This window comes from Streptomyces sp. NPDC028331, assembly GCF_055565775.1.
Genome location: NZ_JBVHTR010000004.1, coordinates 160,844 through 185,565 on the forward strand (window position 1 = coordinate 160,844; position 24,722 = coordinate 185,565).

General features: G+C 72.0%; 24 protein-coding genes. 8 read left to right on the forward strand and 16 right to left on the reverse strand.

Going from position 1 to position 24,722, the window contains the following annotated elements; all coding sequences use genetic code 11:
• Positions 1-11: 11 nt before the first annotated feature.
• The gene (locus ACZ4SW_RS06755) at positions 12-845 is read right to left on the reverse strand and encodes an oxidoreductase (protein WP_468238817.1); all 834 of its coding nucleotides are present in this window, start codon (positions 843-845) and stop codon (positions 12-14) included.
• 103 nt (positions 846-948) lie between these two features.
• On the opposite strand from ACZ4SW_RS06755, the gene ACZ4SW_RS06760 reads away from it, so the two are divergent.
• Positions 949-1,854: a LysR family transcriptional regulator gene (locus ACZ4SW_RS06760; RefSeq protein WP_468238819.1), complete on the forward strand. Its 906-nt coding sequence runs from the start codon at positions 949-951 to the stop codon at positions 1,852-1,854.
• 142 nt (positions 1,855-1,996) lie between these two features.
• On the opposite strand, the gene ACZ4SW_RS06765 is transcribed toward ACZ4SW_RS06760, so the two are convergent.
• Positions 1,997-2,629, reverse strand: coding sequence for a sulfite oxidase-like oxidoreductase (locus tag ACZ4SW_RS06765; protein ID WP_468238821.1), 633 nt, complete (start codon positions 2,627-2,629; stop codon positions 1,997-1,999).
• Between the two features lie 151 nt (positions 2,630-2,780).
• Here ACZ4SW_RS06765 and bfr point away from each other — a divergent pair, with 151 nt between their 5' ends.
• Positions 2,781-3,260: a bacterioferritin gene (bfr, locus tag ACZ4SW_RS06770; RefSeq protein ID WP_468238823.1), complete on the forward strand. Its 480-nt coding sequence runs from the start codon at positions 2,781-2,783 to the stop codon at positions 3,258-3,260.
• A gap of 25 nt (positions 3,261-3,285) precedes the next feature.
• Here bfr and ACZ4SW_RS06775 read toward each other — a convergent pair whose 3' ends face one another.
• Together ACZ4SW_RS06775 and ACZ4SW_RS06780 are read right to left on the reverse strand one after the other, a co-directional pair.
• On the reverse strand, positions 3,286-3,501 hold the full coding sequence (locus ACZ4SW_RS06775; protein WP_468238826.1) for a (2Fe-2S)-binding protein: 216 nt from the start codon (positions 3,499-3,501) through the stop codon (positions 3,286-3,288).
• 80 nt (positions 3,502-3,581) lie between these two features.
• Positions 3,582-4,934 (reverse strand): class II 3-deoxy-7-phosphoheptulonate synthase, encoded by a 1,353-nt coding sequence (locus ACZ4SW_RS06780; protein WP_468238828.1) that lies wholly within the window; start codon positions 4,932-4,934, stop codon positions 3,582-3,584.
• A gap of 101 nt (positions 4,935-5,035) precedes the next feature.
• On the opposite strand from ACZ4SW_RS06780, the gene ACZ4SW_RS06785 reads away from it, so the two are divergent.
• Both ACZ4SW_RS06785 and ACZ4SW_RS06790 read left to right on the forward strand, forming a co-directional pair.
• Complete coding sequence (locus ACZ4SW_RS06785) at positions 5,036-5,098, forward strand: trp operon leader peptide (protein ID WP_351226422.1); 63 nt, start codon at positions 5,036-5,038, stop codon at positions 5,096-5,098.
• Between the two features lie 101 nt (positions 5,099-5,199).
• On the forward strand, positions 5,200-7,086 hold the full coding sequence (locus ACZ4SW_RS06790; protein ID WP_468238831.1) for an anthranilate synthase family protein: 1,887 nt from the start codon (positions 5,200-5,202) through the stop codon (positions 7,084-7,086).
• 63 nt (positions 7,087-7,149) lie between these two features.
• Here the strand turns inward: ACZ4SW_RS06790 and ACZ4SW_RS06795 are convergent, their stop codons facing one another.
• The 4 genes from ACZ4SW_RS06795 to ACZ4SW_RS06810 all read right to left on the reverse strand — a co-directional run bounded on the left by ACZ4SW_RS06795 (position 7,150) and on the right by ACZ4SW_RS06810 (position 11,067).
• A complete protein-coding gene (locus ACZ4SW_RS06795) occupies positions 7,150-8,178 on the reverse strand; it encodes a 6-phosphofructokinase (RefSeq protein ID WP_468238833.1) in 1,029 nt (342 codons plus the stop codon).
• Between the two features lie 185 nt (positions 8,179-8,363).
• Positions 8,364-9,011: a response regulator gene (locus tag ACZ4SW_RS06800; RefSeq protein WP_468239418.1), complete on the reverse strand. Its 648-nt coding sequence runs from the start codon at positions 9,009-9,011 to the stop codon at positions 8,364-8,366.
• A gap of 50 nt (positions 9,012-9,061) precedes the next feature.
• Positions 9,062-10,306, reverse strand: a complete 1,245-nt coding sequence (macS, locus tag ACZ4SW_RS06805) for a MacS family sensor histidine kinase (RefSeq protein WP_468238836.1) — start codon at positions 10,304-10,306, stop codon at positions 9,062-9,064.
• A gap of 35 nt (positions 10,307-10,341) precedes the next feature.
• Positions 10,342-11,067: a lysophospholipid acyltransferase family protein gene (locus ACZ4SW_RS06810; RefSeq protein ID WP_468238839.1), complete on the reverse strand. Its 726-nt coding sequence runs from the start codon at positions 11,065-11,067 to the stop codon at positions 10,342-10,344.
• Between the two features lie 162 nt (positions 11,068-11,229).
• Here ACZ4SW_RS06810 and ACZ4SW_RS06815 point away from each other — a divergent pair, with 162 nt between their 5' ends.
• Complete coding sequence (locus tag ACZ4SW_RS06815) at positions 11,230-12,009, forward strand: alpha/beta hydrolase (RefSeq protein ID WP_468238842.1); 780 nt, start codon at positions 11,230-11,232, stop codon at positions 12,007-12,009.
• Positions 12,002-12,568 (forward strand): hypothetical protein, encoded by a 567-nt coding sequence (locus tag ACZ4SW_RS06820; protein ID WP_468238844.1) that lies wholly within the window; start codon positions 12,002-12,004, stop codon positions 12,566-12,568. Before ACZ4SW_RS06815 ends, ACZ4SW_RS06820 begins: the two co-directional genes overlap by 8 nt.
• A 3-nt stretch (positions 12,569-12,571) precedes the next feature.
• Here the strand turns inward: ACZ4SW_RS06820 and ACZ4SW_RS06825 are convergent, their stop codons facing one another.
• From ACZ4SW_RS06825 to ACZ4SW_RS06850, 6 genes are all read right to left on the reverse strand, one after another.
• A complete protein-coding gene (locus tag ACZ4SW_RS06825) occupies positions 12,572-13,330 on the reverse strand; it encodes an endonuclease/exonuclease/phosphatase family protein (RefSeq protein WP_468238847.1) in 759 nt (252 codons plus the stop codon).
• Between the two features lie 597 nt (positions 13,331-13,927).
• A complete protein-coding gene (locus ACZ4SW_RS06830) occupies positions 13,928-14,881 on the reverse strand; it encodes an ROK family glucokinase (protein ID WP_468238849.1) in 954 nt (317 codons plus the stop codon).
• A 134-nt stretch (positions 14,882-15,015) separates the two neighbouring features.
• Positions 15,016-15,498 (reverse strand): DUF5304 domain-containing protein, encoded by a 483-nt coding sequence (locus ACZ4SW_RS06835; RefSeq protein WP_468238852.1) that lies wholly within the window; start codon positions 15,496-15,498, stop codon positions 15,016-15,018.
• 89 nt (positions 15,499-15,587) lie between these two features.
• Positions 15,588-16,757, reverse strand: a complete 1,170-nt coding sequence (locus ACZ4SW_RS06840; protein WP_468238855.1) for an ArsA family ATPase — start codon at positions 16,755-16,757, stop codon at positions 15,588-15,590.
• 90 nt (positions 16,758-16,847) lie between these two features.
• Positions 16,848-17,291, reverse strand: coding sequence for an SRPBCC family protein (locus tag ACZ4SW_RS06845; RefSeq protein WP_468238858.1), 444 nt, complete (start codon positions 17,289-17,291; stop codon positions 16,848-16,850).
• Between the two features lie 164 nt (positions 17,292-17,455).
• Complete coding sequence (locus tag ACZ4SW_RS06850; RefSeq protein WP_468238861.1) at positions 17,456-18,253, reverse strand: metallophosphoesterase family protein; 798 nt, start codon at positions 18,251-18,253, stop codon at positions 17,456-17,458.
• Between the two features lie 307 nt (positions 18,254-18,560).
• Between ACZ4SW_RS06850 and ACZ4SW_RS06855 the strand changes: the two genes are divergently transcribed.
• Positions 18,561-20,357, forward strand: a complete 1,797-nt coding sequence (locus ACZ4SW_RS06855) for an AMP-dependent synthetase/ligase (RefSeq protein WP_468238863.1) — start codon at positions 18,561-18,563, stop codon at positions 20,355-20,357.
• Positions 20,358-20,380: 23 nt separating this feature from the next.
• On the opposite strand, the gene ACZ4SW_RS06860 is transcribed toward ACZ4SW_RS06855, so the two are convergent.
• Both ACZ4SW_RS06860 and ACZ4SW_RS06865 read right to left on the reverse strand, forming a co-directional pair.
• The gene (locus ACZ4SW_RS06860; protein WP_468238865.1) at positions 20,381-22,003 is read right to left on the reverse strand and encodes a GMC oxidoreductase; all 1,623 of its coding nucleotides are present in this window, start codon (positions 22,001-22,003) and stop codon (positions 20,381-20,383) included.
• A 166-nt stretch (positions 22,004-22,169) separates the two neighbouring features.
• Entirely contained in the window at positions 22,170-23,312 is a 1,143-nt protein-coding gene (locus ACZ4SW_RS06865) for a glycosyltransferase family 4 protein (protein ID WP_468238867.1), read from the reverse strand.
• 147 nt (positions 23,313-23,459) lie between these two features.
• Here ACZ4SW_RS06865 and ACZ4SW_RS06870 point away from each other — a divergent pair, with 147 nt between their 5' ends.
• On the forward strand, positions 23,460-24,686 hold the full coding sequence (locus ACZ4SW_RS06870) for a glycosyltransferase 87 family protein (RefSeq protein WP_468238870.1): 1,227 nt from the start codon (positions 23,460-23,462) through the stop codon (positions 24,684-24,686).
• The last annotated feature ends 36 nt before the right edge of the window (positions 24,687-24,722 follow it).

Consider the following 24,722-nt stretch of genomic DNA (forward strand, 5'->3'; position numbering starts at 1 on the left):
GGCCGGAGGTGTCAGTCGTCGAAGTCGGTGGAGCGGATGAGCTTTTCCCAGGAGCGGAGTTCGGCGCGGGCACGGTCGAGGTGGTCGCCGATCGCGTCGGCGGCGTCGTTGCCGAGCGGCAGACGCAGCGGGGGTTCGTCGGCGTCCAGAGCGGTGAGGATGGCGGCCGCGGCCTTGGCCGGGTCCCCGGGTTCCCTGCCGCTTCCGCCCGGCAGCCCGGAAAGGACGGGACCCACGGTGTCCTGGTAGGCGTCCATGGCCGCGGAGGGCCGCAGGGCCGCGGCGTCGGCGAATCCGGTACGGAACGCGCCGGGCTCGACGATCAGCACCCGGATGCCGTGCGGGGCGACCTCGGCGGCCAACGCCTCGGAGAGCCCCTCCAGGGCGAACTTGGTGGCACAGTAGGCGCCGACTCCGGCGAAGGCGAACCGCCCGCCCATGCTGGTCAGCTGCACGATGGCGCCCGATCCCCGGCGGCGCATGTGCGGCAGCACGGCCCGGGTGAGCGCGGCCGGGCCGAAGAAGTGCAGGTCCATCAGGTCCCGCAGCTCCGCGTCGGTGGTCTCCTCGACCGCCCCCACCATGCCCCGTCCGGCGTTGTTGACCAGGATGTCGACCCGGCCGTGCCGGGCTGCCACGCCGTCGACCGCGGCCTGGACGCCCGCGATGTCGGTGACGTCCAGCGGCAGCGCCTCGACCTGGTCCGGGTGCGCGGCGACCAGGTCGTCGAGCAGCGCGGTGCGGCGGGCGGCGGCGACCACGATGTCGCCCGCGGCCACCGCCGCTTCGGTGATCGCCCGGCCGAACCCGCTGCTCGCCCCGGTGACCAGCCACACCTTGTTCATGTTCTTCTCCTCATGCCGGGTGACCCGCTGTTCTCGGCGGTCCGTGTGTGAACCACCTTGCCCCGCACGTCCGTTGCCCGTCCAAGATCCGCTGTGATAGCCGATGGTCATGGACGTTCACGGACGGGACCTGAGGTACTTCGCCGCGGTGGCCGAGGAACTGCACTTCACGCGTGCGGCCGAGCGGCTGTACGTGTCGCAGCCCGCGCTGAGCAAGCAGATCAGGATGCTGGAGAGACAGGTGGGGGCCGCGTTGTTCGAGCGCGATCGGCGCGAGGTGCGCCTGAGCGCGGTCGGCGCGGCGCTGCTGCCGCATGCTCAGCGCATCCTCGCCGAGTGGGAGGCGGCCCAGGAGGCGGTCGCCCGGGTCGTGGCCGACCGGGCGGCCGTCCTCGTCGTGGGGATGAGTACCAGTCCGGGGCGCGGGGGCGTGCTGCCGGCGATCCGCTCCCGCTTCACCGCAGCGCGCCCTGCCGCCCGCCTCCGGCTTCGCCAGGTCCCCTGGCACGACCCGACCGCCGGGCTCGCCGACGGCACGTGCGACGTGGCGTTCGTCTGGCTGCCGCTGCCCGATCCGGACCGCTACCGGTGGGTGGTGGTCGCGGAGGAACCCCGCCTGGTCGCCATGGCCGACACCCATCCGCTCGCCGACAGGGAGATCATCGACTTCACCGACCTGCTGGACGAGCCGTTCCTCGCTCTGCCCGACAGCGCCGGGCCGCTGCGGGACCACTGGCTCGCCACCGACGCCCGCGGCGGGAGGCCGGCAGTGATCGGCGCGGAGGTGGCGAGCACCGAGGAGACGTACGAGGCGCTCGTCGCGGGGCTGGGCGTAGTCCTGCTGGCGGCCGGGAACACCCCGCTGATCACCCTCGGCGGAGTCGTCACCCGTGCGGTGAGGGGCATATCGCCCAGCCGCTTCGCCCTGGCCTGGCGCGCCGACGACCGCCGCCCGCTGGTGCAGGACTACGTGCGCGCGTGCGGGCCGGCGACCGGGACGACGGACTGAGGCGGGGCGCAGCCGCGGGAGGTGCCGGGATCCGCTCCCGACGCCGGGAGAAGGACCGGAGCGGGGCCCGGACGGCGCTGCCGTCCGCGCGGCGCACGCCCCGGGGCCGGCGTTGCGGGTGCGGCACCGGAGCCCCGCGCGGTCAGAGCTCGGGGCCGTCCCCGGGCTGCTCCTGGTAGGAGTAGCGCTGTTCCTTCCACGGGTCGCCGATGTTGTGGTACCCGCGCTCCTCCCAGAAGCCGCGCCGGTCGGTGGTCATGTACTCGACGCCACGGACCCACTTGGGGCCCTTCCAGGCGTACAGGTGCGGCACGATCAGGCGCAGCGGGAAGCCGTGTTCCGCGGTGAGCAGTTCGCCGTCCTTGTGGGTGGCGAAGATCGTGCGTTCCGAGGCGAAGTCGGCCAGGCGCAGGTTCGAGCTGAACCCGTACTCCGCCCACACCATCACATGGGTGACGGTGGGCGCGGGCGGCGCGATCTCCAGGATCGTACGGGCCGGGATGCCGCCCCACTCGGCCCCGACCATGCTGAACTTCGTCACGCAGTGCAGATCGGCCACGACGGTCGCGTACGGCAGCGACGTGAACTCCTCGTGGTTCCAGCAGTGCTTCTCGCCGTCCGCGGTGGCGCCGAAGACCCGGAACTCCCAGCGCTCGGGGCGGAACTTGGGAACGGGTCCGTAGTGCGTGACCGGCCAGCCCCGCTGGAGTCGCTGTCCCGGCGGAAGCTGTGACCGTGCCGTTTCTCCAGATTCGCGCTCCACCGGATGACCCATGACTCCATCCTGACAGACCGCGGAGGGTGCACATGACCAGCCCCGGCTCAATCGGGGCAACTCCCACTAAGCGTGAACTTACTGGACGCCCCTCGGTGCCGGTGCCATCATGCGCGCAGCCCGCTCGTCCCCGCCTGGAAGGAGCCCCGCCATGCAGGGCGACCCCGAGGTCATCGAATTCCTCAACGAGCAGCTCACCGGTGAGCTGACCGCGATCAACCAGTACTTTCTGCACGCGAAGATGCAGGAGAACTTCGGGTGGTACAAGCTCGCCCGGTACACGCGGCGGGAGTCGTTCGACGAGATGAAGCACGCGGAGGTGCTCACCGACCGCATCCTCTTCCTCGAGGGCCTGCCGAACTACCAGCGGCTCTTCCACGTGCGGGTGGGTCAGACCGTCAGGGAGATGTTCGAGGCGGACCGGCAGATCGAGGTGGAGGCGATCGACCGGCTCCGGCGCGGGATCAAGGTGATGCGGGAGAAGGGCGACATCACGTCCGCGAACATCTTCGAGTCGATCCTGGCGGACGAGGAACACCACATCGACTACCTGGACACCCAGCTCGACCTGCTGGAGAAGCTGGGCGAGGCGCTCTACATCTCCCAGGTCATCGAGCAACCGGAAAGCTAGGAGAGCCGGGCGGGCCGGGCGGCGGCTACGCGGCCTCCTCCATGCCCGACAGCGCCGACCCGGCGATCTCACGGCGCGGACCCGCGCCGCGCCCCAGCAGCGCCTGGATCCTCCGCACGCAGGAGCCGCAGTCCGTGCCCGCCTTGCAGGTGGAGGCGATCTGCCGCGGCGTGCAGGCGCCGTTCTCCGCGTGCTGCCTCACCTGCTGCTCGGTGATGCCGAAGCAACTGCAGACGTACACGCGGTACACCTCCCGCCGGGGGTCGATTAGGTAACCCTAACCTTACCTTCCCTGCGGGAGGTGCGGAACCGGGGTGGGCCCTACTGGTCCCGGTACATCTCCGCGACGAGGAACGCCAGGTCCAGCGACTGGCTGCGGTTCAGCCGCGGGTCGCAGGCCGTCTCGTAACGCTGGTGCAGGTCGTCGACGAAGATCTCGTCGCCGCCGCCCACGCACTCGGTGACGTCGTCGCCGGTCAGCTCCACATGGATGCCGCCCGGGTGCGTGCCGAGCCCCTTGTGGACCTCGAAGAAGCCCTTGACCTCGTCGAGCACGTCGTCGAAGCGGCGGGTCTTGTGCCCGGAGGCCGCCTCGAACGTGTTGCCGTGCATGGGGTCGGTCACCCAGGCCACCACCGCGCCGGACGCCGTGACCTTCTCCACCAGCTCGGGGAGCCGGTCGCGGACCTTGTCCGCGCCCATGCGGACGATGAAGGTCAGCCGGCCCGGCTCGCGGTCCGGGTCGAGGCGGTCGATGTAGCGCAGGGCGTCCTCGGCCGTCGTGGTCGGGCCGAGCTTGATGCCGATCGGGTTGCGGATCCGGGAGGCGAACTCGATGTGCGCGCCGTCCAGCTGCCGGGTGCGCTCACCGATCCACACCATGTGCCCGGAGACGTCGTAGAGCTGCCCGGTGCGCGAGTCGACCCTGGTCAGGGCGGACTCGTAGTCGAGCAGCAGCGCCTCGTGCGAGGCGTAGAACTCGACGGTCTTGAACTCCTCCGGGTCGGCCCCGCAGGCGTGCATGAAGTTCAGCGCGTTGTCGATCTCGCGCGCGAGCTGCTCGTAGCGCTGACCGGACGGCGACGACTTCACGAAGTCCTGGTTCCAGGCGTGCACCTGGCGCAGGTCGGCGTAACCGCCGGTGGTGAAGGCGCGCACCAGGTTCAGCGTGGACGCCGACGCGTGGTACATGCGCTTCAGGCGCTCGGGGTCCGGGATCCGCGCCTCTTCGGTGAACTCGAAGCCGTTGACGGAGTCGCCCCGGTACACCGGCAGCGTGACCCCGTCACGGGTCTCGGTGGGCTTGGAGCGCGGCTTGGAGTACTGGCCGGCGATGCGGCCGACCTTCACCACCGGCACCGAGGCGGCGTACGTGAGCACGGCGCCCATCTGGAGCAGTGTCTTGAGCTTGTTGCGGATGTGATCGGCGGACACCGCGTCGAAGGCCTCGGCGCAGTCGCCGCCCTGGAGCAGGAACGCCTCGCCCCTGGCGACGGCTCCCATCCGGGCGCGCAGCTGGTCGCACTCGCCCGCGAAGACGAGCGGCGGATACGACGCGAGGTCCGCGATCACCTTGCGCAGAGCCTCGGGGTCGGGGTACTCGGGCTGCTGCGCCGCGGGCAGGTCTCGCCAGGTGTTGCCAGCGCTCGGGCTGGTCTTAGCGTTCACGGTCACCCCCTAAACATTACGGGGTCGTGTCCACCGCTTATCAGTGCGCTCGACTGATGAGACGGCTCGTCCGCGCCGGGGCGGCGGGTTCGTGTAGGGTGCGGGGCATGTTCGCGCACTCGACCCAGAACCAGAACTGGTGGTGGACCGCTCGTCCGGCGGCCCACTGACTGCGCGTACGCAAGACTTCGCGAAGGCCGCCCGAGGGGCGGCCTTCGGTGTTTTCGCGACCGGGCCGTTCCCTCTCACCTCACCGAGAAGGACACCGCCCATGAACCTGCTGGACCTGCTGGACGACCCCCGCCCGTTCGCCCTGCTGCGCCGCCGCACCCCGGGGCGTGACCACGACACCGTGGAGCTGCTGACGGGGCCGGTCGGCCGCTGTGAGCGCCTGGCCGACCTGCCCGAGAAGGCGCTGGCCCTCGTCCCCTTCCGGCAGATCCGCGAGCGCGGCTTCGACGTGCGCGACGACGGCACACCGCTGCTGGCGCTCACCCCCGAGGAGTCGCACCAGATCCCCCTGGACCAGGCGCTGGCGCAGTTGCCCCGGCACGAGGTCCGGGTCCAGGACGGCGGCTTCGACGTCGCCGACGAGGAGTACGCCGGGATCGTCGGGCGGGTGCTGGAGGAGGAGATCGGGCGGGGCGAGGGCGCCAACTTCGTGATCCGGCGGACGTACGAGGGCCGGATTGCGGGCTTCGGCCGGGCGGACGCGCTCGCGCTGTTCCGGCGGCTGCTGGTCGGGGAGCGGGGCGCGTACTGGACCTTCGTCGTATACACGGGTGAGCGCACGCTGGTGGGGGCCAGCCCCGAGGTGCACGTGCGGATGTCCGGCGGAACGGTCGTGATGAACCCGATCAGCGGGACGTACCGCTATCCCGCCGAGGGCCCGTCCCCGGAGCACCTGCTCGACTTCCTCGCCGACGGCAAGGAGATCGAGGAGCTGTCGATGGTCGTCGACGAGGAGCTGAAGATGATGTGCACGGTCGGCGACATGGGCGGGGTCGTCGTCGGGCCGCGGCTGAAGGAGATGGCCCACCTCGCGCACACCGAGTACGAGCTGCGCGGGAAGTCCACGCTGGACGTGCGCGAGGTGCTGAAGGAGACGATGTTCGCGGCGACCGTCACCGGGTCGCCGGTGCAGAACGCCTGCCGGGTGATCGAACGGCACGAGGTCGGGGGGCGCGGCTACTACGCGGGTGCCCTGGCACTGCTCGGCAGGGACTCCGGGGGCGCGCAGATCCTCGACTCCCCCATCCTCATCCGCACCGCCGACATCGCCGCGGACGGACGGCTGCGGGTGCCGGTCGGGGCCACACTCGTGCGCGGCTCGGACCCGGCGGGCGAGGTCGCGGAGACGCACGCCAAGGCGGCCGGGGTGCTGGCGGCGCTGGGCGTGCGGCCCGGACGGCCGCGCGAGGAGCGCGTACGGCCCGGCCTCGCGGACGACCCGCGGGTGCGGGCGGCACTGGACGGGCGGCGGGAGAGGCTGGCGCCGTTCTGGCTGCGGATGCAGCAGCGGGCCTCGGAGCTGACCGGGCACGCGTTCGTCGTGGACGGCGAGGACACGTTCACCGCGATGCTCGCGCACGTCCTGCGATCGTCGGGCCTGGAGGTGACCGTACGGCGGTACGACGCGCCGGGGCTGCGGGAGGCGGTGCTCGCGCACCCCGGCCCCGTGGTGCTCGGGCCGGGGCCGGGCGACCCTTCGGACCTGGCGGATCCGAAGATGCGGTTCCTGCGGGAGCTGACGGCCGAGGTCATCCGGGGGCACCGGCACGGGGTGCTCGGCGTCTGCCTCGGGCACGAGCTGATCGCGGCCGAGCTGGGACTTCCGATCGTCCGCAAGGAGGTCCCGTACCAGGGCGCCCAGATGGAGATCGACCTGTTCGGGCGGTCGGAGACCGTCGGCTTCTACAACAGCTTCGTGGCGCACTGCGACGACGAGGCGGCGGCGGAGCTGGCCGCACACGGCGTCGAGGTCAGCCGCAGCGTGAGCGGCGAGGTGCACGCGCTGCGGGCCACCGGCTTCGCGGGGGTGCAGTTCCACCCGGAGTCGGTGCTGTCGATGGGCGGCGCCGACACCGTACGGGAACTGCTGGACGGGCTGGCCGCCGCGGGCACGAGCCCGTTCGCCCAGCGGCGCCCGGCGGTGTAGCCGGCCGGGTGGGCGCGGCCGGGGTGCGGTTCGCCCCGGCCGGGTTCCACGGGAGGTGCGGCGTCAGCCGAAGAAGACGCCGGCCTCCTGGTAGAGCTCGAGGTCGACCGTCTTGAGCCGGGCCGTGGCCTCGGAGAGGGGGACGCGGACGATGTCGGTGCCGCGCAGGGCGACCATCTTCCCGAAGTCGCCGTCGCGGACGCAGTCGATGGCGTGCAGGCCGAAGCGGGTGGCGAGCCACCGGTCGAAGGCGCTGGGCGTGCCGCCGCGCTGGACGTGCCCGAGCACGGTCGTCCGGGCCTCCTTGCCGGTGCGCCTCTCGATCTCCTTGGCCAGCCACTCGCCGACTCCGGACAGGCGCACGTGCCCGAACGAGTCCAGCGACCCGTCCTTCAGCACCATGTCGCCGTCCTTCGGCATGGCTCCCTCGGCCACGACCACGATCGGCGCGTACGACGCCTTGAACCGGGACGTTACCCAGGCGCACACCTGGTCGACGTCGAAGCGCTGTTCGGGGATGAGGATGACGTTGGCGCCCCCGGCCAGCCCCGAGTGCAGGGCGATCCAGCCGGCGTGACGGCCCATCACCTCGACCACCAGGACCCGCATGTGGGACTCGGCGGTGGTGTGCAGGCGGTCGATCGCCTCCGTCGCGATGTTGACGGCGGTGTCGAAGCCGAAGGTGTAGTCGGTGGCGGACAGGTCGTTGTCGATGGTCTTCGGTACGCCGACGACGTGGACGCCGTACTCGTCGGACAGGCGCGCCGCGACCCCGAGGGTGTCCTCGCCGCCGATCGCGACGAGCGCGTCGACCTCCTCCTTGGCGAGGTTGTCCTTGATGCGGCGGATGCCGTTCTCCTGCTTGAGGGGGTTGGTGCGCGAGGAGCCGAGGATGGTGCCGCCGCGGGGCAGGATGCCGCGCACGGCGGGGATGTCGAGCCGGACGGTGTCGCCCTCGAGGGGACCCCGCCAGCCGTCCCGGAAACCGACGAAGTCGTAGCCGTACTCCTGCACGCCCTTGCGCACGATGCCCCGGATGACGGCGTTGAGCCCGGGGCAGTCGCCGCCTCCGGTCAGTACTCCGACCCGCATGGAAATGTCCCTTCGCCGCGGTTGCCTGATGCGGGTCACGCTAATAGTGACCCAGGTCACTTCGGCATGGGCGGGAAGGTCAATTCCGGTGAATTGTCCGCCAGTTGATCTCCGTCAATCCACTCGAAAGCGGGATATCCCTCCGGAGGTTGACGTGGTCGGGGTCCGTGCGACCCGGCCGGGGCCTACTCGCCGTCGAGTCCCCGCTCGATGGCGTACCGGACCAGCTCCACCCGGTTGTGCAACTGGAGTTTGCCGAGGGTGTTCTGGACGTGGTTCTGCACGGTGCGGTGCGAGATGACCAGGCGTTCGGCGATCTGCTTGTAGCTGAGGCCCTTGGCGACCAGCCGCAGCACCTCGGTCTCGCGGTCGGTCAGCCGCGGTGCCTTCGGCTCGTCGGCGCCGGCGGCGGGGGCCGGTTCGGAGGCGAGGCGGCGGTACTCGCCGAGGACGAGTCCCGCGAGACCGGGGGTGAACACCGGGTCGCCGGCCGCCGTGCGGCGCACCGCGTCGATCAGCTCCTGGGTGGACGCCGACTTCAGCAGGTAGCCGGTCGCGCCCGACTTCACGGCCTCCAGTACGTCCGCGTGCTCGCCGCTGGCCGACAGCACCAGGACGCGCAACGCGGGGTTGGCGCCGACGAGTTCCTTGCAGACCTGGACGCCGGGCTTGGCGGGCAGGTTGAGGTCCAGGACGAGCACGTCGGGTGCGGCGGCCCGGACGCGGCGCACGGCCTGCTCGCCGTCGCCCGCGGTGGCGACGACGTCGAATCCGGACTCGGCGAGGTCACGTGCGACGGCATCGCGCCACATGGGGTGATCGTCGACCACCATGACCTTGATCGGGGTCCGCCCCCACTCGTCCGTCGTCGTCCCGCTCTCCGTCACCGCTGCTCCGCCTTCCCCCGCGCGGCCTCGAGGTCCTGTCCGTCCCTCACGGCCTTCGGTAGCTTCAGTTCCACTTCTGTGCCCTGGCCCGGGACCGAGATCCACTCGGCCGTGCCGCCGATGTCGCGCAGCCGGCCCCGGATCGACTGGGCCACTCCGAGGCGTCCCTCCTCCGCGGCCCGGGCGAGGCGCCCCTCCGGGATGCCCGGCCCGTCGTCCCGCACGGTCACCACGATCCCGTCCGGCTCGTCCTCGACGAGGATCCAGGCCCGGGCGCCCTCCCCCGCGTGCCGGTGGACGTTGTCCAGGGCGGCACCGACGGCGGCGGCCAGTTCCCGTGCGACGGCCGGCGCGAGCGGCACCGGGCCGCCCGGCTCGGACAGCGTCACCCGAGCGCCCGCGTACCCGGCGAGCAGGGTGCGCAGGTCGACCGGGCCCTCCTCGGCGTCCGGCTCGTCCACCGCGCGCACGACCGCGCCGAGCGACGCGTCCTCCGACACCCGCGACGGCGGCACCAGGCCCCCGGAGACCAGGGTGCGCAGCGCCACCTCCTGCTCCCCGGCCAGCCGGCCCAGCTCCGCGGCCTCACCGCCGAGCGCGGTGCCGCGCCGCTGAACCATGGCGAGCACCTGGAGCACCCCGTCGTGGATGTCCCGGGCCAGCCGCTCCCGTTCCCGGGTCGCCGCCTCGATCTCCAGCGCGCGGGCGAGGGTGCGTTCGGAGGCGCGGGCCACCTCGACGACGTAGCCGATCGCGATGGAGGCGACCCAGACGAGGACCACGTTGTGCACGGTGTCCCGGGCCGGGGAGCCGCGCTCGATCAGGTTCGCCGCGGCGACCGGGGTGGAGGCGAAGGCCGCCCATCGCCAGCCGCCCTTGAGCGCGTACGCGAGGACCGACCCGGCGGTCCATATGGACGGCAGGGTCGGGCCGCCCGAGGCGATCCGCTCGTGCGAGTCGGCGACGGGGGTGAGGAGGATGCCGGTGAGCGCGATGGTGAGGTCGACGGCGAGGAACCACCTGGCGCAGCTCGCCGCGTTCGCGACCCGGGGGAGCGTGGCCAGGGTCCACACGCTCAGCAGGACGTAGTAGGCGATCGCCAGCCAGGGCCGGGTGAACGTCTCGTAGGCGGTCGCGAAGAACCCGATCGCGTACAGCATCGTCAGGATCCGGTACCCGGCGAGGGCACGCCACAGCGGCTGCTCGACGGACATCCTGATGACGCGCTCGCGCTTGGCCATGTCCCCCACCCCCAGCGAGTCCTACGGACCGCGCTCTACGAGCCCGCCGCTTCCTTCTGTGCTTCCTTCTGGGCCTGCTTCTCCGCCTTGGCCGCCTCTGCGATCTGCCGCTTGGCGGCGGTCGCGTAGATGTCGACGTACTCCTGGCCGGAGAGCTTCATGATCTCGTACATGACCTCGTCGGTCACCGCGCGCAGCACGAACCGGTCGTGCTCCATGCCCTGGTAGCGGCTGAAGTCCAGCGGCCTGCCGATCCGGATCCCCGGCCGCATCAGCTTCGGGACGATCTTGCCCGGCGGCTGGATCTTCTCGGTGTCGATCATGGCGACCGGGATGACGGGCGCCCCGGTGGCCAGCGCCACGCGCGCGAGACCGCCGGGCTTGCCCCGGTAGAGACGGCCGTCGGGCGAACGGGTGCCCTCCGGGTAGATGCCGAACAGCTCGCCGCGCTCCAGCACCTCGATGCCGCTCTTGATGGCGGCCTCGCCCGCGCCGCGGGCTCCGGAGCGGTCGACGGGGAGCTGGCCGACGCCCTTGAAGAAGGCGGCGGTCAGCCGGCCCTTCACACCGGGCGTGGTGAAGTACTCGGCCTTCGCGATGAAGGTCACCTTGCGGTCGAGCACCGCGGGCAGGAAGAACGAGTCGGAGAAGGAGAGGTGATTGCTCGCCAGGATCGCGGGGCCCTCGGCGGGAACGTTCTCGAGGCCTTCCACCCACGGCCTGAAGGCGAGCTTCAGCGGCCCCCCGATGGATACCTTCATCGCGCCGTACAACAACCGAGTGCCTCCTGTGTCTGTAGATCAGACCTTAACGCGGCCCGCCGACAAAGGAACCGACGACCCTGGTCGGTGTCAGTGCCGTCGCGTACGGTGAAGTACCTGCAATCGACGTGCCCTGCCCCTTTTCATGAACAGGAGACCGACGTGCCGGTCCTCCCCGGAGCCGAGCCGTACCGCCACGAGGGCGGGGAGATCGGCGTCCTCCTCTGCCACGGCTTCACCGGTTCCCCGCAGTCGCTGCGCCCGTGGGCGGAGCATCTGGCCGAGCGCGGCCTGACCGTCTCGCTGCCGCTGCTGCCCGGGCACGGCACACGCTGGGAGGACATGCAGCTCACCGGCTGGCAGGACTGGTACGGGGAGGTCGACCGCGAGCTGCGCGCCCTGCTCCGGAGCTGCGCGCAGGTGTTCGTGGCCGGCCTGTCCATGGGGGGTGCCCTGGCCCTCCGGCTGGCCGCCAAGCACGGGGACGCGGTCAGCGGCGTCATCGTGGTCAACCCGGCGAACAAGGTGCACGGCCTGTCCGCGTACGCCCTGCCGGTCGCCCGCCACCTCGTGCGGACGACGAAGGGGATCGCCAGCGACATCGCCAAGCCGGACAGCGTGGAGCTCGGGTACGACCGGGTGCCGCTGCACGCGGCGCACTCGCTGCGGAACTTCTTCCGGATCGTCGACGGCGAGCTGCCGCAGGTCACCCAGCCGCTGCTGCTCCTGCACAGCCCGCAGGACCATGTGGTGCCGCCCGCCGACTCGGCCCGGATCCTGAGCCGGGTCTCCTCCACGGACGTGCGGGAGATCCTGCTGGAACAGAGCTACCACGTGGCGACGTTGGACCACGACGCGGACCGGATCTTCGAGGAGAGCCACGCGTTCATCGGCCGGCTCGCGCCCAGTGTCGGCAAGGAAGGGACGGCCGCAGGTGGCTGAGCACGACTCCGACCGCGAGGACCGCGAGCCGGACGAGAAGGGTGTGCCCTTCGACGAGGAGGCCGCGTGGGCGGCGATCGTCGCGGGGTACGGCGAGGAGCCGCCGGACCCGCCGGGTTCGAAGCCGTTCAAGCCGGTCGAGGACCTCGCGCTGCCCGACTGGGAGCCGAACGGCGTCACGTTCAAGGACGAGGAGACGAAGGACGGGCCGGTGAAGCCGCTGGGCAGCTCGGTGTCGTTCGCCCCCGGGGTCGGCCCGCGGGACTACGCGGCTCCGGAGCCGTCCGAGGACGACTTCGACGAGGACGACGAGGGCCACTTCGTGCCGCCGGAGCCGCCGCCGCTGCCCGCGGCGGACGCGACGGCGAAGTTCGCGTGGCTGTCGGTGATCGGCGGCCCGGTGCTGCTCCTGCTGGCGGTGGTGCTGGGCTGGGACATGACCTGGTGGCTCGCCACCCTCGGCGTCGGCGGCTTCCTGGGCGGCTTCGTGACCCTGGTCGTGCGCATGAAGACGGACGACGACGGGGACGACGACCCGGGGCGCGGCGCGGTGGTCTGACCGCTACGCCGCCGGGACCCTGAGGGCGGCGAGCACGGGAAGGTGGTCCGTGGCCGCGGTCAGGTCCCGCTCCGTCACGCCGGGCTGGCCGAGGGGGACGCCGCAGCCGAGGACCTCGATGCCGCGGGTGGCGAAGACGGCGTCGATTCGGCGTGGGGGGCCGGAGCGCGTCCAGGTGTGCTCCCCGCCCCAGGGGGCGGTGGCCCAGGCGTCCTGAAGGTCGGTGGCCAGGCGCTTGAAGGTGGGCCCGTCGGGGGTCTCGTTCAGATCGCCGCCCGCGATCGCGTGCTCGACGCCCATCCCGGCGAGCCGGTCGAGGAGCATGCCTCCCTGCTCGTGGCGTTCGTCGTCCTGCAGGCTCAGATGGCAGCCGATGACGCCGAGCCGGGCGCCGCCGAACCGTACGACCGCCGTCGCGAAGCCGCGGCGGTGCAGGCCGGGGGTGAGGGGCAGCAGGACGTCCTCGGTGCGCTCGACGGTGGCCCGCAGCGAGCACAGCAGGGCCGGCCCGGCGGCGGTGGCGCCGCCGGTGAGGATCACGAGACCGGAGGCCGCCGCGAGCCGGGCGAGCTTCTTGCGCCACCGGAAGAAACGGGGAGCCTCCTGGACGAGTACGAGGTCGGGGGCGCAGGCGCGGATGACGCGCGCGAGTGCGTCGGTGTCGTCGCGCATCGACCGGATGTTGTAGCTGAGCACGCGGAGGACGGCGGATCCGTCGGCTTCGGTTCGGGAGTCGGGCAGCAGCGGGTCGGAGGTCGCCATGTGGATCAAGATACGCCGTCCCCGGCCGGGGCCCGCCCGGGTTTCCCGCCCCCGCCTGACCCGTCCCGGGGGCTCCGCCCCGAGCCCCCGGCGGGCACCGCGTGCGCTGCCCGCCCCGAGCCCGAAAGCTCCGTCGGCGCGCCCCCCACGGGACTCCGCCCCGGCCCCGGGAGCCCACCGATCCCCGCCGGAACAGCAGATCCCCGCCGGAACAGCACCTCCGGACTCCGGCCCGGACCCCGACGGCGACCCCGTCCCCGTCACCCCCAGAACCGGAGGCCCGCCCGACACGGGCCTCCGCCCCGCACCCCCTGAACCCGACGCCCGCCCCCGGACACGGGACACCGCCCCGCACCCCCAGAACCCGCACGCCCGCCCCCGGACACAGGCCTCCGTCCCAGACCCCGAGGACCCCACCAACTGCCGCCGCAACGAAGCCCGGAGACTTCGTCGCCGCACCCCGGCGGCAACCGCCTCCCCCGCGCCCAGCCCGTCCGTCCGTCCGTCCGGCCGTCCGTCCACGCCGGCTCCCGCCGGAACGGCGGCGCCCGCCGGACCCTGTGGGTGCGGCGGGCGCTGTCGTGCGTGGAGCGGGCGTTACATGACCGGGTCCGGTTCGCGGGCCAGGTCCGCCGCGCCCACCAGGCCCGCCTTGTTGCCGAGCTGGGCCGCGATCACGTCGGCGACCGGGCGCCAGTTGCCGCCCACCAGCCAGCGCTTGTACGACTTGCGGATCGGCTCCAGGACCAGTTCGCCCTCGTCGGAGAGACCACCGCCGACGATGAACGCCGACGGGTCGAAGAGCGACGCCAGGTCGGCGAGACCCGCGCCGGCCCAGCGGGCCAGCTCGCGGTAGGAGTCCACGGCCACCGGGTCGCCCTGACGCGCGGCCATGGAGATGTGCTTGCCCTCGATGCCGTCCGGGGTGCCGTCGCCCAGCGACAGCAGCAGCTCCGCGTTCTCGGGGGTGGCGTTCGCACGCTGCTTGGCGTAGCGGACGAGCGCGCGGCCCGACGCGTACTGCTCCCAGCAGCCCTGCGAGCCGCAGCCGCACAGCAGCCCGTCCGGGACCATCCGGATGTGGCCGAACTCCGCGGCCACGCCGAAGTGCCCGCGGCGCAGCTTGTTGCCGATGATGATGCCGCCGCCGAGGCCGGTGCCGAGCGTGATGCAGATGACGTTGCGGTGGCCCTTGCCCGCGCCGAACTTGTACTCGCCCCACGCGGCCGCGTTCGCGTCGTTCTCGACGACCACCGGGAGGCCCACGCGGGCCTCGACCTTGTCCTTCAGCGGCTCCTGGCGCCAGTCGATGTTCGGCGCGAAGTACACCGTGGAGCGCTGGCGATTGACGTAGCCGGCGGCTCCGATGCCCACGCCGACGATCTCGTGACCGGCACGGGCGCCCTCGACGGCAGCGGCAATGGCGTCCACGATGGCCTCGGGCGTGCCCGGAGTCGGCACCTTGTGGGTCGAGAGGATGTTGCCTTCCTCGTCGACCACACCGGCCGCGATCTTCGTGCCGCCGATGTCGACGCCGATGGTGAGTCCCATGAATCCCTCAGTTTCGGTCGAGCCCCGCTACGGCCCACCGTACCCGAGGGGCCGCAAGGGCGTCGGACGGCTCCCTCCCGCCCGGGGACCCCGGCCTCTCCCGGTTCTCCAGGCTCCCGGCCTCCCCTGCCGGCCTAGTCGAGGTCGATGTGCTCCCCGGGGCCCTCGTCCCCGTCCTGCCGACGGGGGTCCATGTCGCCGGAGGTGCGGTTGGTCCAGCGCCGCTCCTGGGCCTCGACCGCGGAGCGGTAGGCCGCGAGCAGCTCCGAGCCGGCCGCGGCGAGGTGGTCGAAGACGTCCGGGTTGCGCTCGATGACCGGCTCCACCGCCGCCCTGGCCTGCTGCACGACCTGGCGGACCATGTGCTGGGCCGTGCCCGAGGCCGCCGCGCCGAACAGCGGTGCCTGCAGCCCGGACAGCTTGTCCGCGACGGCGTCGACGAGTCTCTTCAGCTCCTCGGCGGCCGACCCGGGCGGCGGCCCGTACTGGGTCCGGCGGCGGGCCTTCTCCGCGGCGAGGTCCTCGGCGCATGCCGTCGCCCAGGCGTCGGCGTCGGTCACCCGCACTTCCTCGGCCTCCTCCTGAGCGGCGTCGGAACGGGGGCGCTCTTCGCTCATGGCGGACTCCTGACTGCGGTTCGTACTCCCGACGTTACCCGAACGGGGGTACGTGCTTCATCAGCTGCGGCCGCGGGCGCGCACCGGCTTCATGTGGTGCGCGGCCACAGCTCCGGGTCCGGTGCGAAGCGGATGCGGAGCTCGCCCTCGCGCAGCGCCGCCCCGGCCACGGTGCAGCGGCGCAGCGCCGAGGGAAGGGGAACGATGCGGCGGAACGGCCCCGCGGTCACCACGATCTCCTCGCCGCGCCGGACCAGGTCCAGTTCCTCGCGTATCGCGCCGGGCAGCGGGATGTGCCACACGAGCACACCGTCCTCGGCGAGCCGGTCCGTCACGGGCCACTCGACCGGGGAGGGCTGCGGGTTGACGTCCGGGACGGCCAGCGCGGCGAGGTCGTCGGTGCCGCGCGGGTCGTGGCCGAGGTGCGGGACCTCGTGCACGGCGTAGGTGCCCTGCCACTCCTCCATGGCCTTGCGCTGCTGGGCGGCGAGGTGCGCGAGCCAGGCGTCGTGGCCGCCGTCGGGCAGGACGCGGTTGGCGACCAGGGTCTCGGGGCGCAGGGTGCGCAGGGCGAGGCCGGTGACGGTGGTGCGGACCGCGTCGGCGGCGGCCGGGCCCGGCTCGGCGACGAGCCAGACGCTGGTGGCGCGGTCGGCGAGGACGGCCTCGACGGCGGCCAGTTCGACGTCCCAGCGGGCGGTGGTCTCGTACAGCCAGTCGGCGGGCATCGGCACGCCCGCGAGCCGGCCGAGGACGGGGCGCAGGGCGCGCGCGGCCTGCCGCTCGGGCGGGAGCAGACGGCGCAGATAGCGGCGGAGTTCCTCGGGCAGGGCGAGCAGGACGAGCGCCTGCGGAGCGGGAGGCAGATCGACGACGAGGAGGTCGTAGGACTCGGAGAGCGCCGCGTCGCGCAGGGCGCGGAGCAGAGCGAGTTCCTCGGCGCCGGGCAAGGGGGTGACCTCCTCCGCGTCGAGCGGCGCGGCACCGAGGAGGTCGAGCACGGTGGCCGCGCGGTCCTGGAAGGCCACGAGGCCGTCGCGGAAGCGGGCGGCGGCGTCCGGGCGCCAGGCCGTGAGGCCGGGTGCGGCCTCGACGGGGTGGGCGCCGGTGGGGACGCCCAGTACGGCACCGAGGGTGTCGGTGCGGTCGGCGCTGAGCACGAGGGTGCGGCTGCCCCGGCGTGCGGCATCGAGCGCGGTGGCCGCGGCGACGGTGGTCCGGCCGGAGCCGCCGGGGCCGGTGATCAGGATGGTGCGCATGACCGTGAACGGTAACGGAGAGCCACCGCCTCGACGCGACGGCACCCGGCGCGTGCCGTGCCCGTCACCTGTCCCCCGGCTCCGCGGCCGTCACTTCTCCCCGGCCTCGACCCTTTTCTTCAGCCCCGCCAGCGCGCGGTCGATGATGACCTTCTCCGCCTTGCGCTTGATCATGCCGAGCATGGGGATCTTGACGTCGACGGTCAGCCGGTAGGTCACCTCGGTGGCGCCCGCCCCGGCCGGCTTGAGCAGGTACGAGCCGTCCAGGGACCGGAGCATCTGCGACTTGACCAGGGTCCAGGAGACCTCGCTGTCGCCGGTCCAGGTGTACGCGAGGGTCTGGTCGTCCTTGATGGCGCCGGCGTCCATGACGAGGCGCACCTTCTCCGCGCGGCCCTGTTCGTCGGCGGACAGGACCTCCGCCTCCTTCACCTCGCCCGTCCAGTCCGGGTAGCGCGCGAAGTCGGCGATCACCCGCATGACGTCGGCCGGAGCCGCCTCGATCGTGATGCTCGAGCTGGTGTGTTCCGCCATCGCCGTGGCTCCTCCAGATGCGGTCCGGTCAGGGAGGGTGGTGCGCCCGTGCGCACGTGTGTGCAGCGTGAAGGCTACCGCGCACGCGCGGCGCCGCTACCACCCCACCTGGGCTTCGGCCGGGCAGTGCCGTTCCACGGCCGGGGTGCCGCCCCGCGGTCCGTTCACCACTGAAGCACCCAGGGCTTCCCGCTCCCCGCGAAGTGACCCACGTTCACGCACTCCGTGGCCCCGATCCGCATCCGGCGCACCAGCGGCTGGTGGACGTGTCCGAACAGGGAGTACCGCGGCCGGGTACGGCGGATGGCGTCGAGCAGGGCCCGGCTGCCGCGCTCGAAGCGGCGCGCCACCGTGTCGTAGACCAGTTCCGGGACCTCCGGCGGGATGTGGGTGCACAGCACGTCCACCTCCCCCACCGCCTCGATCTTGGCCGCGTACTCCTCGTCCCCGATCTCGTAGGGGGTCCGCATCGGGGTGCGCAGGCCGCCGCCGACGAAGCCGAAGGTCCAGCCGCCTATCTCGACGCGTTCGCCGTCCAGGACCCGGGTGCCCTCGCCGGCGTACTCGGGCCACAGCGGCGGCATGTCGACATTGCCGTAGGTGGCGTACGTCGGCGTGGGGAACGCGGCGAACAGGTCGGCGTATTGCCGGCGCACCGCCTTCTCGATCGCGGCGGCGCGGTCGGTGCCCACCCCGGCCCACAGCCCGGCGCCGAACGCCCGCGCCTCCTCGAAACGGCGCGCGGTGCGCAGTTCGACCAGCCGGTGGGCGTTCTCCGTGCCGAACAGGTCCGGGAAGATCCCGCGCGAGTGGTCGTGGTAGTCGAGGAAGAGGATCAGGTCGCCCAGGCAGATCAAGGCGTCCGCCCCCTCGCCCGCCCGGGCCAGGTCGCGCACGTTGCCGTGCACGTCGCTGACCACGTGGACGCGTGTCCTGTTGTTGCCGCCCGGTGTGGATGCCATGACGATCAAGCGTAGGGCTGTGGGGCAGAGGTGAACAGTGGCGGCGGCACCTGAGGTTACTGGCCAGTAAGTCAAGAGGTGGATTACTGTGCGTCGAGGAACGCCAACATGTGTGACGCACGGAACATCTCGTCGGGACCCCCTGTCGGAGAAGCCATACCGGCGGGTAACGTCCGGGCAGTCCAGTCGTGCTCAGGGTTTCAACCAGTGAATCCCGGATGAATCCCGAGCACCTGACCGAGCCTTGGACCGCACCGTCGCAGCAACACAGAGTCGTGGCGTCGGCGCCCTGTGAGGAGCAGCAGTCTTGCGCGAGTTCAGCCTTCCGGCTTTGTACGAGGTCCCTGCGGACGGAAACCTGACCGACATCGTCCGCAGAAACGCCGCGCAGCATCCGGACGTCGCCGTCATCGCCCGCAAGGTGTCGGGCGTGTGGCAGGACGTCACCTCCGCCGCGTTCCTCGCCGAGGTGCAGGCCGCGGCGAAGGGCCTCATCGCCTCCGGAGTGCAGCCGGGCGACCGGGTGGGCCTGATGTCGCGGACCCGCTACGAGTGGACGCTGCTGGACTTCGCGATCTGGAGCGCGGGCGGGGTCACCGTGCCGGTGTACGAGACCAGCTCGCCGGAGCAGGTGCAGTGGATCCTCAGCGACTCGGGCGCGACCGCCTGCATCGTGGAGCAGGACACGCACGCCGCGGCCGTCGAGGCGGTGCGCGAGAAGCTGCCCGCGCTCAAGCACGTCTGGCAGATCGAGGCCGGGGCCGTGGAGGAGCTGGGCCGTGTCGGCCGGGACGTCAGCGACACGGCGGTCGAGGAGCGCAGCTCCCTCGCCAAGGCCGACGACCCGGCGACGATCGTCTACACCAGCGGCACCACCGGGCGCCCCAAGGGCTGTGTGCTGACCCACCGCAACTTCTTCGCCGAGTGCGGCAACGTCGTGGAGCGGCTGCGCCCCCTGTTCCGCACCGGCGAGTGCTCTGTCCTGCTCTTCCTGCCGCTCGCGCACGTCTTCGGGCGTCTGGTGCAGATCGCGCCGATGATGGCGCCGATCAAGCTGGGCTGCGTCCCGGACATCAAGAACCTCACCGACGAACTGGCCGCGTTCCGGCCGACGTTGGTCCTCGGCGTGCCGCGCGTGTTCGAGAAGGTGTACAACTCGGCGCGCGCCAAGGCGCAGGCGGACGGCAAGGGCAGGATCTTCGACAAGGCGGCGGACGCGGCGATCGCGTACAGCAAGGCGCTGGACTCGCCGTCCGGTCCGTCCCTCGGTCTGAAGATCAAGCACAAGGCGTTCGACAAGCTCGTCTACAGCAAGCTGCGCGCGGTGCTGGGCGGCCGCGGCGAGTACGCCATCTCCGGCGGCGCTCCGCTGGGCGAGCGCCTGGGCCACTTCTTCCGCGGCATCGGCTTCACGGTCCTGGAGGGCTACGGACTGACCGAGTCCTGTGCGGCGACGGCGTTCAACCCGTGGGACCGGCAGAAGATCGGCACGGTCGGCCAGCCGCTGCCGGGATCCGTGATCCGTATCGCGGACGACGGCGAGGTGCTGCTGCACGGCGAGCACCTGTTCAAGGGCTACTGGAACAACGAGGCCGCGACCGCGGAGGCGCTGGCCGACGGCTGGTTCCACACCGGTGACATCGGCACCCTCGACGAGGACGGCTACCTCAGGATCACCGGCCGCAAGAAGGAGATCATCGTCACCGCGGGCGGCAAGAACGTGGCCCCGGCCGTGATCGAGGACCGCATCCGGGCGCACGCGCTGGTCGCGGAGTGCATGGTGGTGGGCGACGGACGGCCGTTCGTCGGCGCGCTGATCACGATCGACGAGGAGTTCCTGGGCCGCTGGGCGGCCGAGCACGGCAAGCCGGCGGGTTCCACCGCGGCGTCGCTGTGCGACGACCCGGATCTGCTCGCCGCGATCCAGGACGCGGTCGACGACGGCAACGCCGCGGTGTCGAAGGCGGAATCGGTGCGGAAGTTCCGCATTCTCTCCTCCCAGTTCACCGAGGAGTCGGGCCACCTCACGCCGTCCCTGAAGCTCAAGCGCAACGTGGTGGCGAAGGACTACGCGGAGGAGATCGAGGCCCTGTACCGGAAGTAGCCGGGCCGTCTCCCGGTCTCACGTCATGGCGCGGTGTCCTCGGCGAGGACCCGCGCCATGATGCGTTCCGCGAGCGCGGTGATGGTGAGGAAGGGGTTGACGCCGAGGTTGCCCGGCACGAGGGAGCCGTCGGTGACGTACATCCTCGGGTAGCCCTTCACCCGGCCGTAGTCGTCGGTCGCCTTCCCGAGAACGCAGCCGCCGAGCGGGTGGTACGTGAAGTCGTCGGCGAAGACCTTGCTGGTGGAGCCGAAGAGGTCGTAGCGGTAGATGGTCGAGTTGGCCGCGTTGATCCGGTCGAAGAGCTTCTTGGCCATGCTCACCGAGACGGCGCTCTGCGCGGCGGTCCAGCCGAGTTTCACGCCGTCGGTCGAGGGGTCGTAGGAGAACGCGGCCCGCTGGGGGTTCTTGGTGATCGCCAGGTAGAGGCTGATCCAGTGCTCGAGCCCCATCGGCAGCGGGGCGATCTCGGCGAAGACGGGGTTGTCGGCGTTGGCCCAGTCGTCGATGCCCATCACGGGGATGGTGGACTCGTCGGCGCCGACGGTGTCCCAGAGGTGGTTGGCGCGGCCGAGCATCACATTGCCGTTGGTGCCCCAACCGGTCCCGACGTCGGCGTCGAGCGCGGGCAGGGTGCCCGTCTCCCGTGCGCGGAGGAGGAGTTCGGTGGTGCCGACGCTGCCGGCGCCGAGGAAGAGGTACGTGCAGGCGTACGTCTTGGTCTCGACGACCGCGCCGGTCAGGTCGGACCGGTCGGCGGTCAGCAGGTAGCCGCCGTCGGCGGCCCTGCGGATCTCCCTGACCCGTTCCAGGGTGTTGACGGTCACGTTGCCGGTGCCGAGCGCGGCGGCGAGGTACGTCTTGTCGAGGCTGCGCTTGCCGTGGTTGTTGCCGTAGATGACCTCGCCGGCCAGGGCCGACCTGGTGGCGGTGCCGGCCGCCTCCTGCTGCATGTAGGCGAAGTCGTACACGTTCGGCACGAAGGTGGTCCTCAGGCCCGTGTTCGCGGCGGCCTTCCGGGAGGTGCGGGCGAACCGGTACCACTCGGTCGACTCGAACCAGGCGGGGTCGACCGTGTTGACGCCCAGCATCGTGCGGGCCCGCGGGAAGTACGTGCCGTACATCTCGGTGGCGTCCACGGTGGGGAACTGCTCGCTGAAGTAGGACCGGACGGGCGTGACCGCCATGCCGCCGTTGACGAGGGAGCCGCCGCCGACGCCGCGGCCCACGTACACGGACATGGCGTCGAAGTGCACGCGGTCGAGGACGCCCGGGTAGGGGCTGATGTCCCGGTTGACCACGTCCAGCCAGAGGAAGGTGGCGAGCGGGGCCTCGGTGCGGGTGCGGAACCACATGGATCTCCGGTCCGGGTCCCTGGTGGAGCAGAACACCGTGCCGTCGGGGCCGGGGGTGTTCCACAGGCGGCCCATTTCGAGGACGAGGGTGCGGATGCCGGCCTGGCCCAGGCGGAGGGCGGCTACGGCGCCGCCGTAGCCGGAGCCGACGACGATCGCCGGGGCGTTGTCGACCGCGGGCGGCTCCGCCGCTCGGGCCGACTGCAGGTTGATGCGGGTGAACCCCAGTGCGGCTGCCGTTTGCAGGGCTGCGAGGCCCAGTATTTGACGGCGCGTCAGTTTTGGTGTCATGGGCGCAGCATCGGCGGATTTTTTTGTTCCGGCTAGAGATCGGGCGCCTTCCGGGGTGCCACGTTCCGGCGTCGGGCGGCTACCGGTTGTTCGTGGCTTGTCTCGCCCACGCGGCGGAGCCGCATTTCGATACAGCCCCGCGCCCCTGTCCGTACGCGCCGGTCCCTCACAGGAGTTCCCGGAGCCGGTCAGCCAGCAGGTCCCAGCGCCACTTCTCCTCCACCCACTGCCTGCCGCGCTCCCCCATCCTGCGGCGCAGCTCCGGGTCCGCCAGGAGGGTGACGATGCGGTCCGCCGTCTCCTCCTGCGAGCCACCGTGGACCACCCAGCCCGTCTCGCCGTCCAGGACCGCGTCGGGCGCGCCGCCCGAGTCGCCGGCCACCACCGGCAGGCCCGTCGCGGAAGCCTCCAGGTAGACGATGCCGAGACCCTCGACGTCGAGGCCGCCGCGCCGGGTCCGGCACGGCATCGCGAAGACGTCGCCCGCCCCGTAGTGCGCCGGCAGTTCGGACCACGGGACGGCGCCGGTGAAGCGGACCGCGTCGGTGACGCCGGTCTCCTGGGCGAGCCTGCGCAGGTCCCTCTCGTAGGGCCCGCCCCCCACGATCAGCAGGACCGTCTCCGGCTCCTCGGCGAGGATGCGCGGCAGCGCCCGGATCAGCGTGTCCTGGCCCTTGCGCGGGACCAGGCGGGAGACGCAGACCACCACCGGGCGGTCCGTGAGCCCCAGGCGGGCGCGGACCTCGTCGCCTCCCGAGCCGGGGTGGAAGGTCTTCTCGTCGACGCCCGGCGGCAACTGCACCATCCGCCCGGCCGCCTGGGGGGTGAGCGCGGCGGCGATGCGGGAGCGGGTGTACTCGCCGAGGTAGGTGATCGTGTCCGTGGACTCACCGATGCGACGCAGCAGGCCGCGGGCGCCGGGCAGCTGGGCCCAGCCCGCCTCGTGGCCGTGCGTGGTGGCCACCAGGCGCCGGGCGCCCGCGCGCCGCAGCGCGGGGGCCATCAGGCCGAGCGGTGCCGCCGCCCCGAACCACACCGAGGTGCAGCCGTGCTCCCGCAGCAGCCCCACGGCCCGCCGGGTCGCGGCCGGTGTCGGCAGCAGCACCGTCGTGCGGTCCCGCACGACGGTGAAGGGCTGCTCGGCGTCGAAGGCGGCCGTCGCCTCGACGCCCTCCCGGCCGCGCTTCCAGGTGGAGGCGTAGACGACCAGCCGGTCCGGGTCCAGGCGCAGCGCCATGTTGTGCAGGAACGCCTGGATGCCGCCGGGACGCGGCGGAAAGTCGTTGGTCACGATGAGGGTCTTGTGCATCGTCGTCGACAGTACCGAACCCGTTGTGCGACGGTACTCACAGCGCCCAACGGCCGCGTTTGCCGCCCCTCGCCCGGTTCGACGCGGGATCATGGCTCCTCAGCGACAGCGATGCCGGACGTGTGAGGACAGGTACTGAAGGTGGACATGGCGGGCGCACGGCGCATTCCGGTCTGGTTGCTCGCCACCTGGCTGCTGACGCGGCTGGTCCTGCTGCTCTACGTCTTCAAGGTGTGGGTCTTCCCCGGCCCGGACGTGACCAGCGACGTCTCCGTGATCTACCAGGGCTGGTACGAGACCCTGCGCACCGGCAGGTTCCCCCAGGGCGACGTCACCTGGCAGTACCCGCCCGCCGCGGCGCTCGCGATCCTCTCCCCCGCGCTGCTGCCCTTCCTCGGCTACGCACAGGCGTTCTACGTGCTCGCCTGCGTCGCCGACCTGGCGGTCTTCGTTCTCCTCGTCTACGCGGGCTTCCGGCGCGGCAGGTCGCCGCGCGGCGCCTGGATGTGGGCGGTCGGCGTGCCGCTGCTCGGCCCCACGGTGTACGCCCGCTACGACCTGATGGTGACGGCCGTGGCGGTCGCCGCGCTGCTGGCCGGGGTGCGCCGCCCGCGGCTGATGGGGGCGCTCGTGGCCTTCGGCGCGCTGCTCAAGGTGTGGCCGGCGCTGCTGCTTGCGGGCGCCGGCAGGCGCCGGGCCTGGATCTCGGCCGCGGCGACGGCCGGCGCTCTCGCCCTGCTGTTCGCCCTGACCATGCCCGGCGCCTTCTCCTTCCTGACCGCCCAGCGCGACCGCGGCACCGAGGTCGAGTCGCTGGGCTCGCTGGTGTTCCACGTGGCCCGGCACTACGGCTGGGAGGGCCGGGTGATGCTCAACTACGGCTCGGTGGAGTTCCTCGGCCCCTACGTCGACTGGGTCAGCGCGGCGGCCCTCTTCCTCACCGTGATCGCGTTCGGCTGGCTGCTGCTGTGGCGGGTGAGCGTGCGCCGCCTGCCGCCGCACGCGCTCGCGGACGCGGCCTTCGTGGCGGTGCTGCTGTTCACGCTCACCAGCCGGGTGATCAGCCCGCAGTACATGGTGTGGCTGGTGGGGCTCGCGGCCGTCTGCCTGTGCCTGCCCGGCAGCCGGATGGTCCTGCCCGCCGGGCTGCTCCTGGCCGCCTGCCTCGCCACGGTCCTGGAGTTCCCGGTGTACTTCGCGAACGTCGTGGCGAGCGACCGGCTGGGCGTCACCCTCCTCGCCACGCGCAACGGCCTCCTGCTGCTCGCCACGCTGACCGCGGCCAGGTCCCTGTGGCGCACCACGGTCTCGCACGCGGCCCGGACGGTACCGCCGCAGACCGCTCGCACCCAGGAGACGCTCACGTCCTCCTGACCGGCGCCCTGATCAGGGCCGGTGGACCGGCCGCGG

Bases quoted from the DNA above. Each gene is read 5' to 3' on its own strand.
- ACZ4SW_RS06840 (WP_468238855.1), bottom strand. From the start codon at position 16,757: ATGCGCACCATCCTGATCACCGGCCCCGGCGGCTCCGGCCGGACCACC.
- ACZ4SW_RS06870 (WP_468238870.1), top strand. From the start codon at position 23,460: ATGGCGGGCGCACGGCGCATTCCGGTCTGGTTGCTCGCCACCTGGCTG.
- ACZ4SW_RS06800 (WP_468239418.1), bottom strand. From the start codon at position 9,011: ATGGTGGTCGACGATCACCCCATGTGGCGCGATGCCGTCGCACGTGAC.
- ACZ4SW_RS06830 (WP_468238849.1), bottom strand. From the start codon at position 14,881: ATGGGACTCACCATCGGCGTCGACATCGGCGGCACGAAGATCGCGGCC.
- ACZ4SW_RS06790 (WP_468238831.1), top strand. From the start codon at position 5,200: ATGAACCTGCTGGACCTGCTGGACGACCCCCGCCCGTTCGCCCTGCTG.
- ACZ4SW_RS06765 (WP_468238821.1), bottom strand. From the start codon at position 2,629: ATGGGTCATCCGGTGGAGCGCGAATCTGGAGAAACGGCACGGTCACAG.
- ACZ4SW_RS06825 (WP_468238847.1), bottom strand. From the start codon at position 13,330: ATGGCGACCTCCGACCCGCTGCTGCCCGACTCCCGAACCGAAGCCGAC.
- bfr (WP_468238823.1), top strand. From the start codon at position 2,781: ATGCAGGGCGACCCCGAGGTCATCGAATTCCTCAACGAGCAGCTCACC.
- macS (WP_468238836.1), bottom strand. From the start codon at position 10,306: ATGGCCAAGCGCGAGCGCGTCATCAGGATGTCCGTCGAGCAGCCGCTG.
- ACZ4SW_RS06810 (WP_468238839.1), bottom strand. From the start codon at position 11,067: ATGAAGGTATCCATCGGGGGGCCGCTGAAGCTCGCCTTCAGGCCGTGG.
- ACZ4SW_RS06845 (WP_468238858.1), bottom strand. From the start codon at position 17,291: ATGGCGGAACACACCAGCTCGAGCATCACGATCGAGGCGGCTCCGGCC.
- ACZ4SW_RS06850 (WP_468238861.1), bottom strand. From the start codon at position 18,253: ATGGCATCCACACCGGGCGGCAACAACAGGACACGCGTCCACGTGGTC.
- ACZ4SW_RS06835 (WP_468238852.1), bottom strand. From the start codon at position 15,498: ATGAGCGAAGAGCGCCCCCGTTCCGACGCCGCTCAGGAGGAGGCCGAG.
- ACZ4SW_RS06860 (WP_468238865.1), bottom strand. From the start codon at position 22,003: ATGACACCAAAACTGACGCGCCGTCAAATACTGGGCCTCGCAGCCCTG.
- ACZ4SW_RS06865 (WP_468238867.1), bottom strand. From the start codon at position 23,312: ATGCACAAGACCCTCATCGTGACCAACGACTTTCCGCCGCGTCCCGGC.
- ACZ4SW_RS06755 (WP_468238817.1), bottom strand. From the start codon at position 845: ATGAACAAGGTGTGGCTGGTCACCGGGGCGAGCAGCGGGTTCGGCCGG.
- ACZ4SW_RS06795 (WP_468238833.1), bottom strand. From the start codon at position 8,178: ATGCGGGTCGGAGTACTGACCGGAGGCGGCGACTGCCCCGGGCTCAAC.
- ACZ4SW_RS06760 (WP_468238819.1), top strand. From the start codon at position 949: ATGGTCATGGACGTTCACGGACGGGACCTGAGGTACTTCGCCGCGGTG.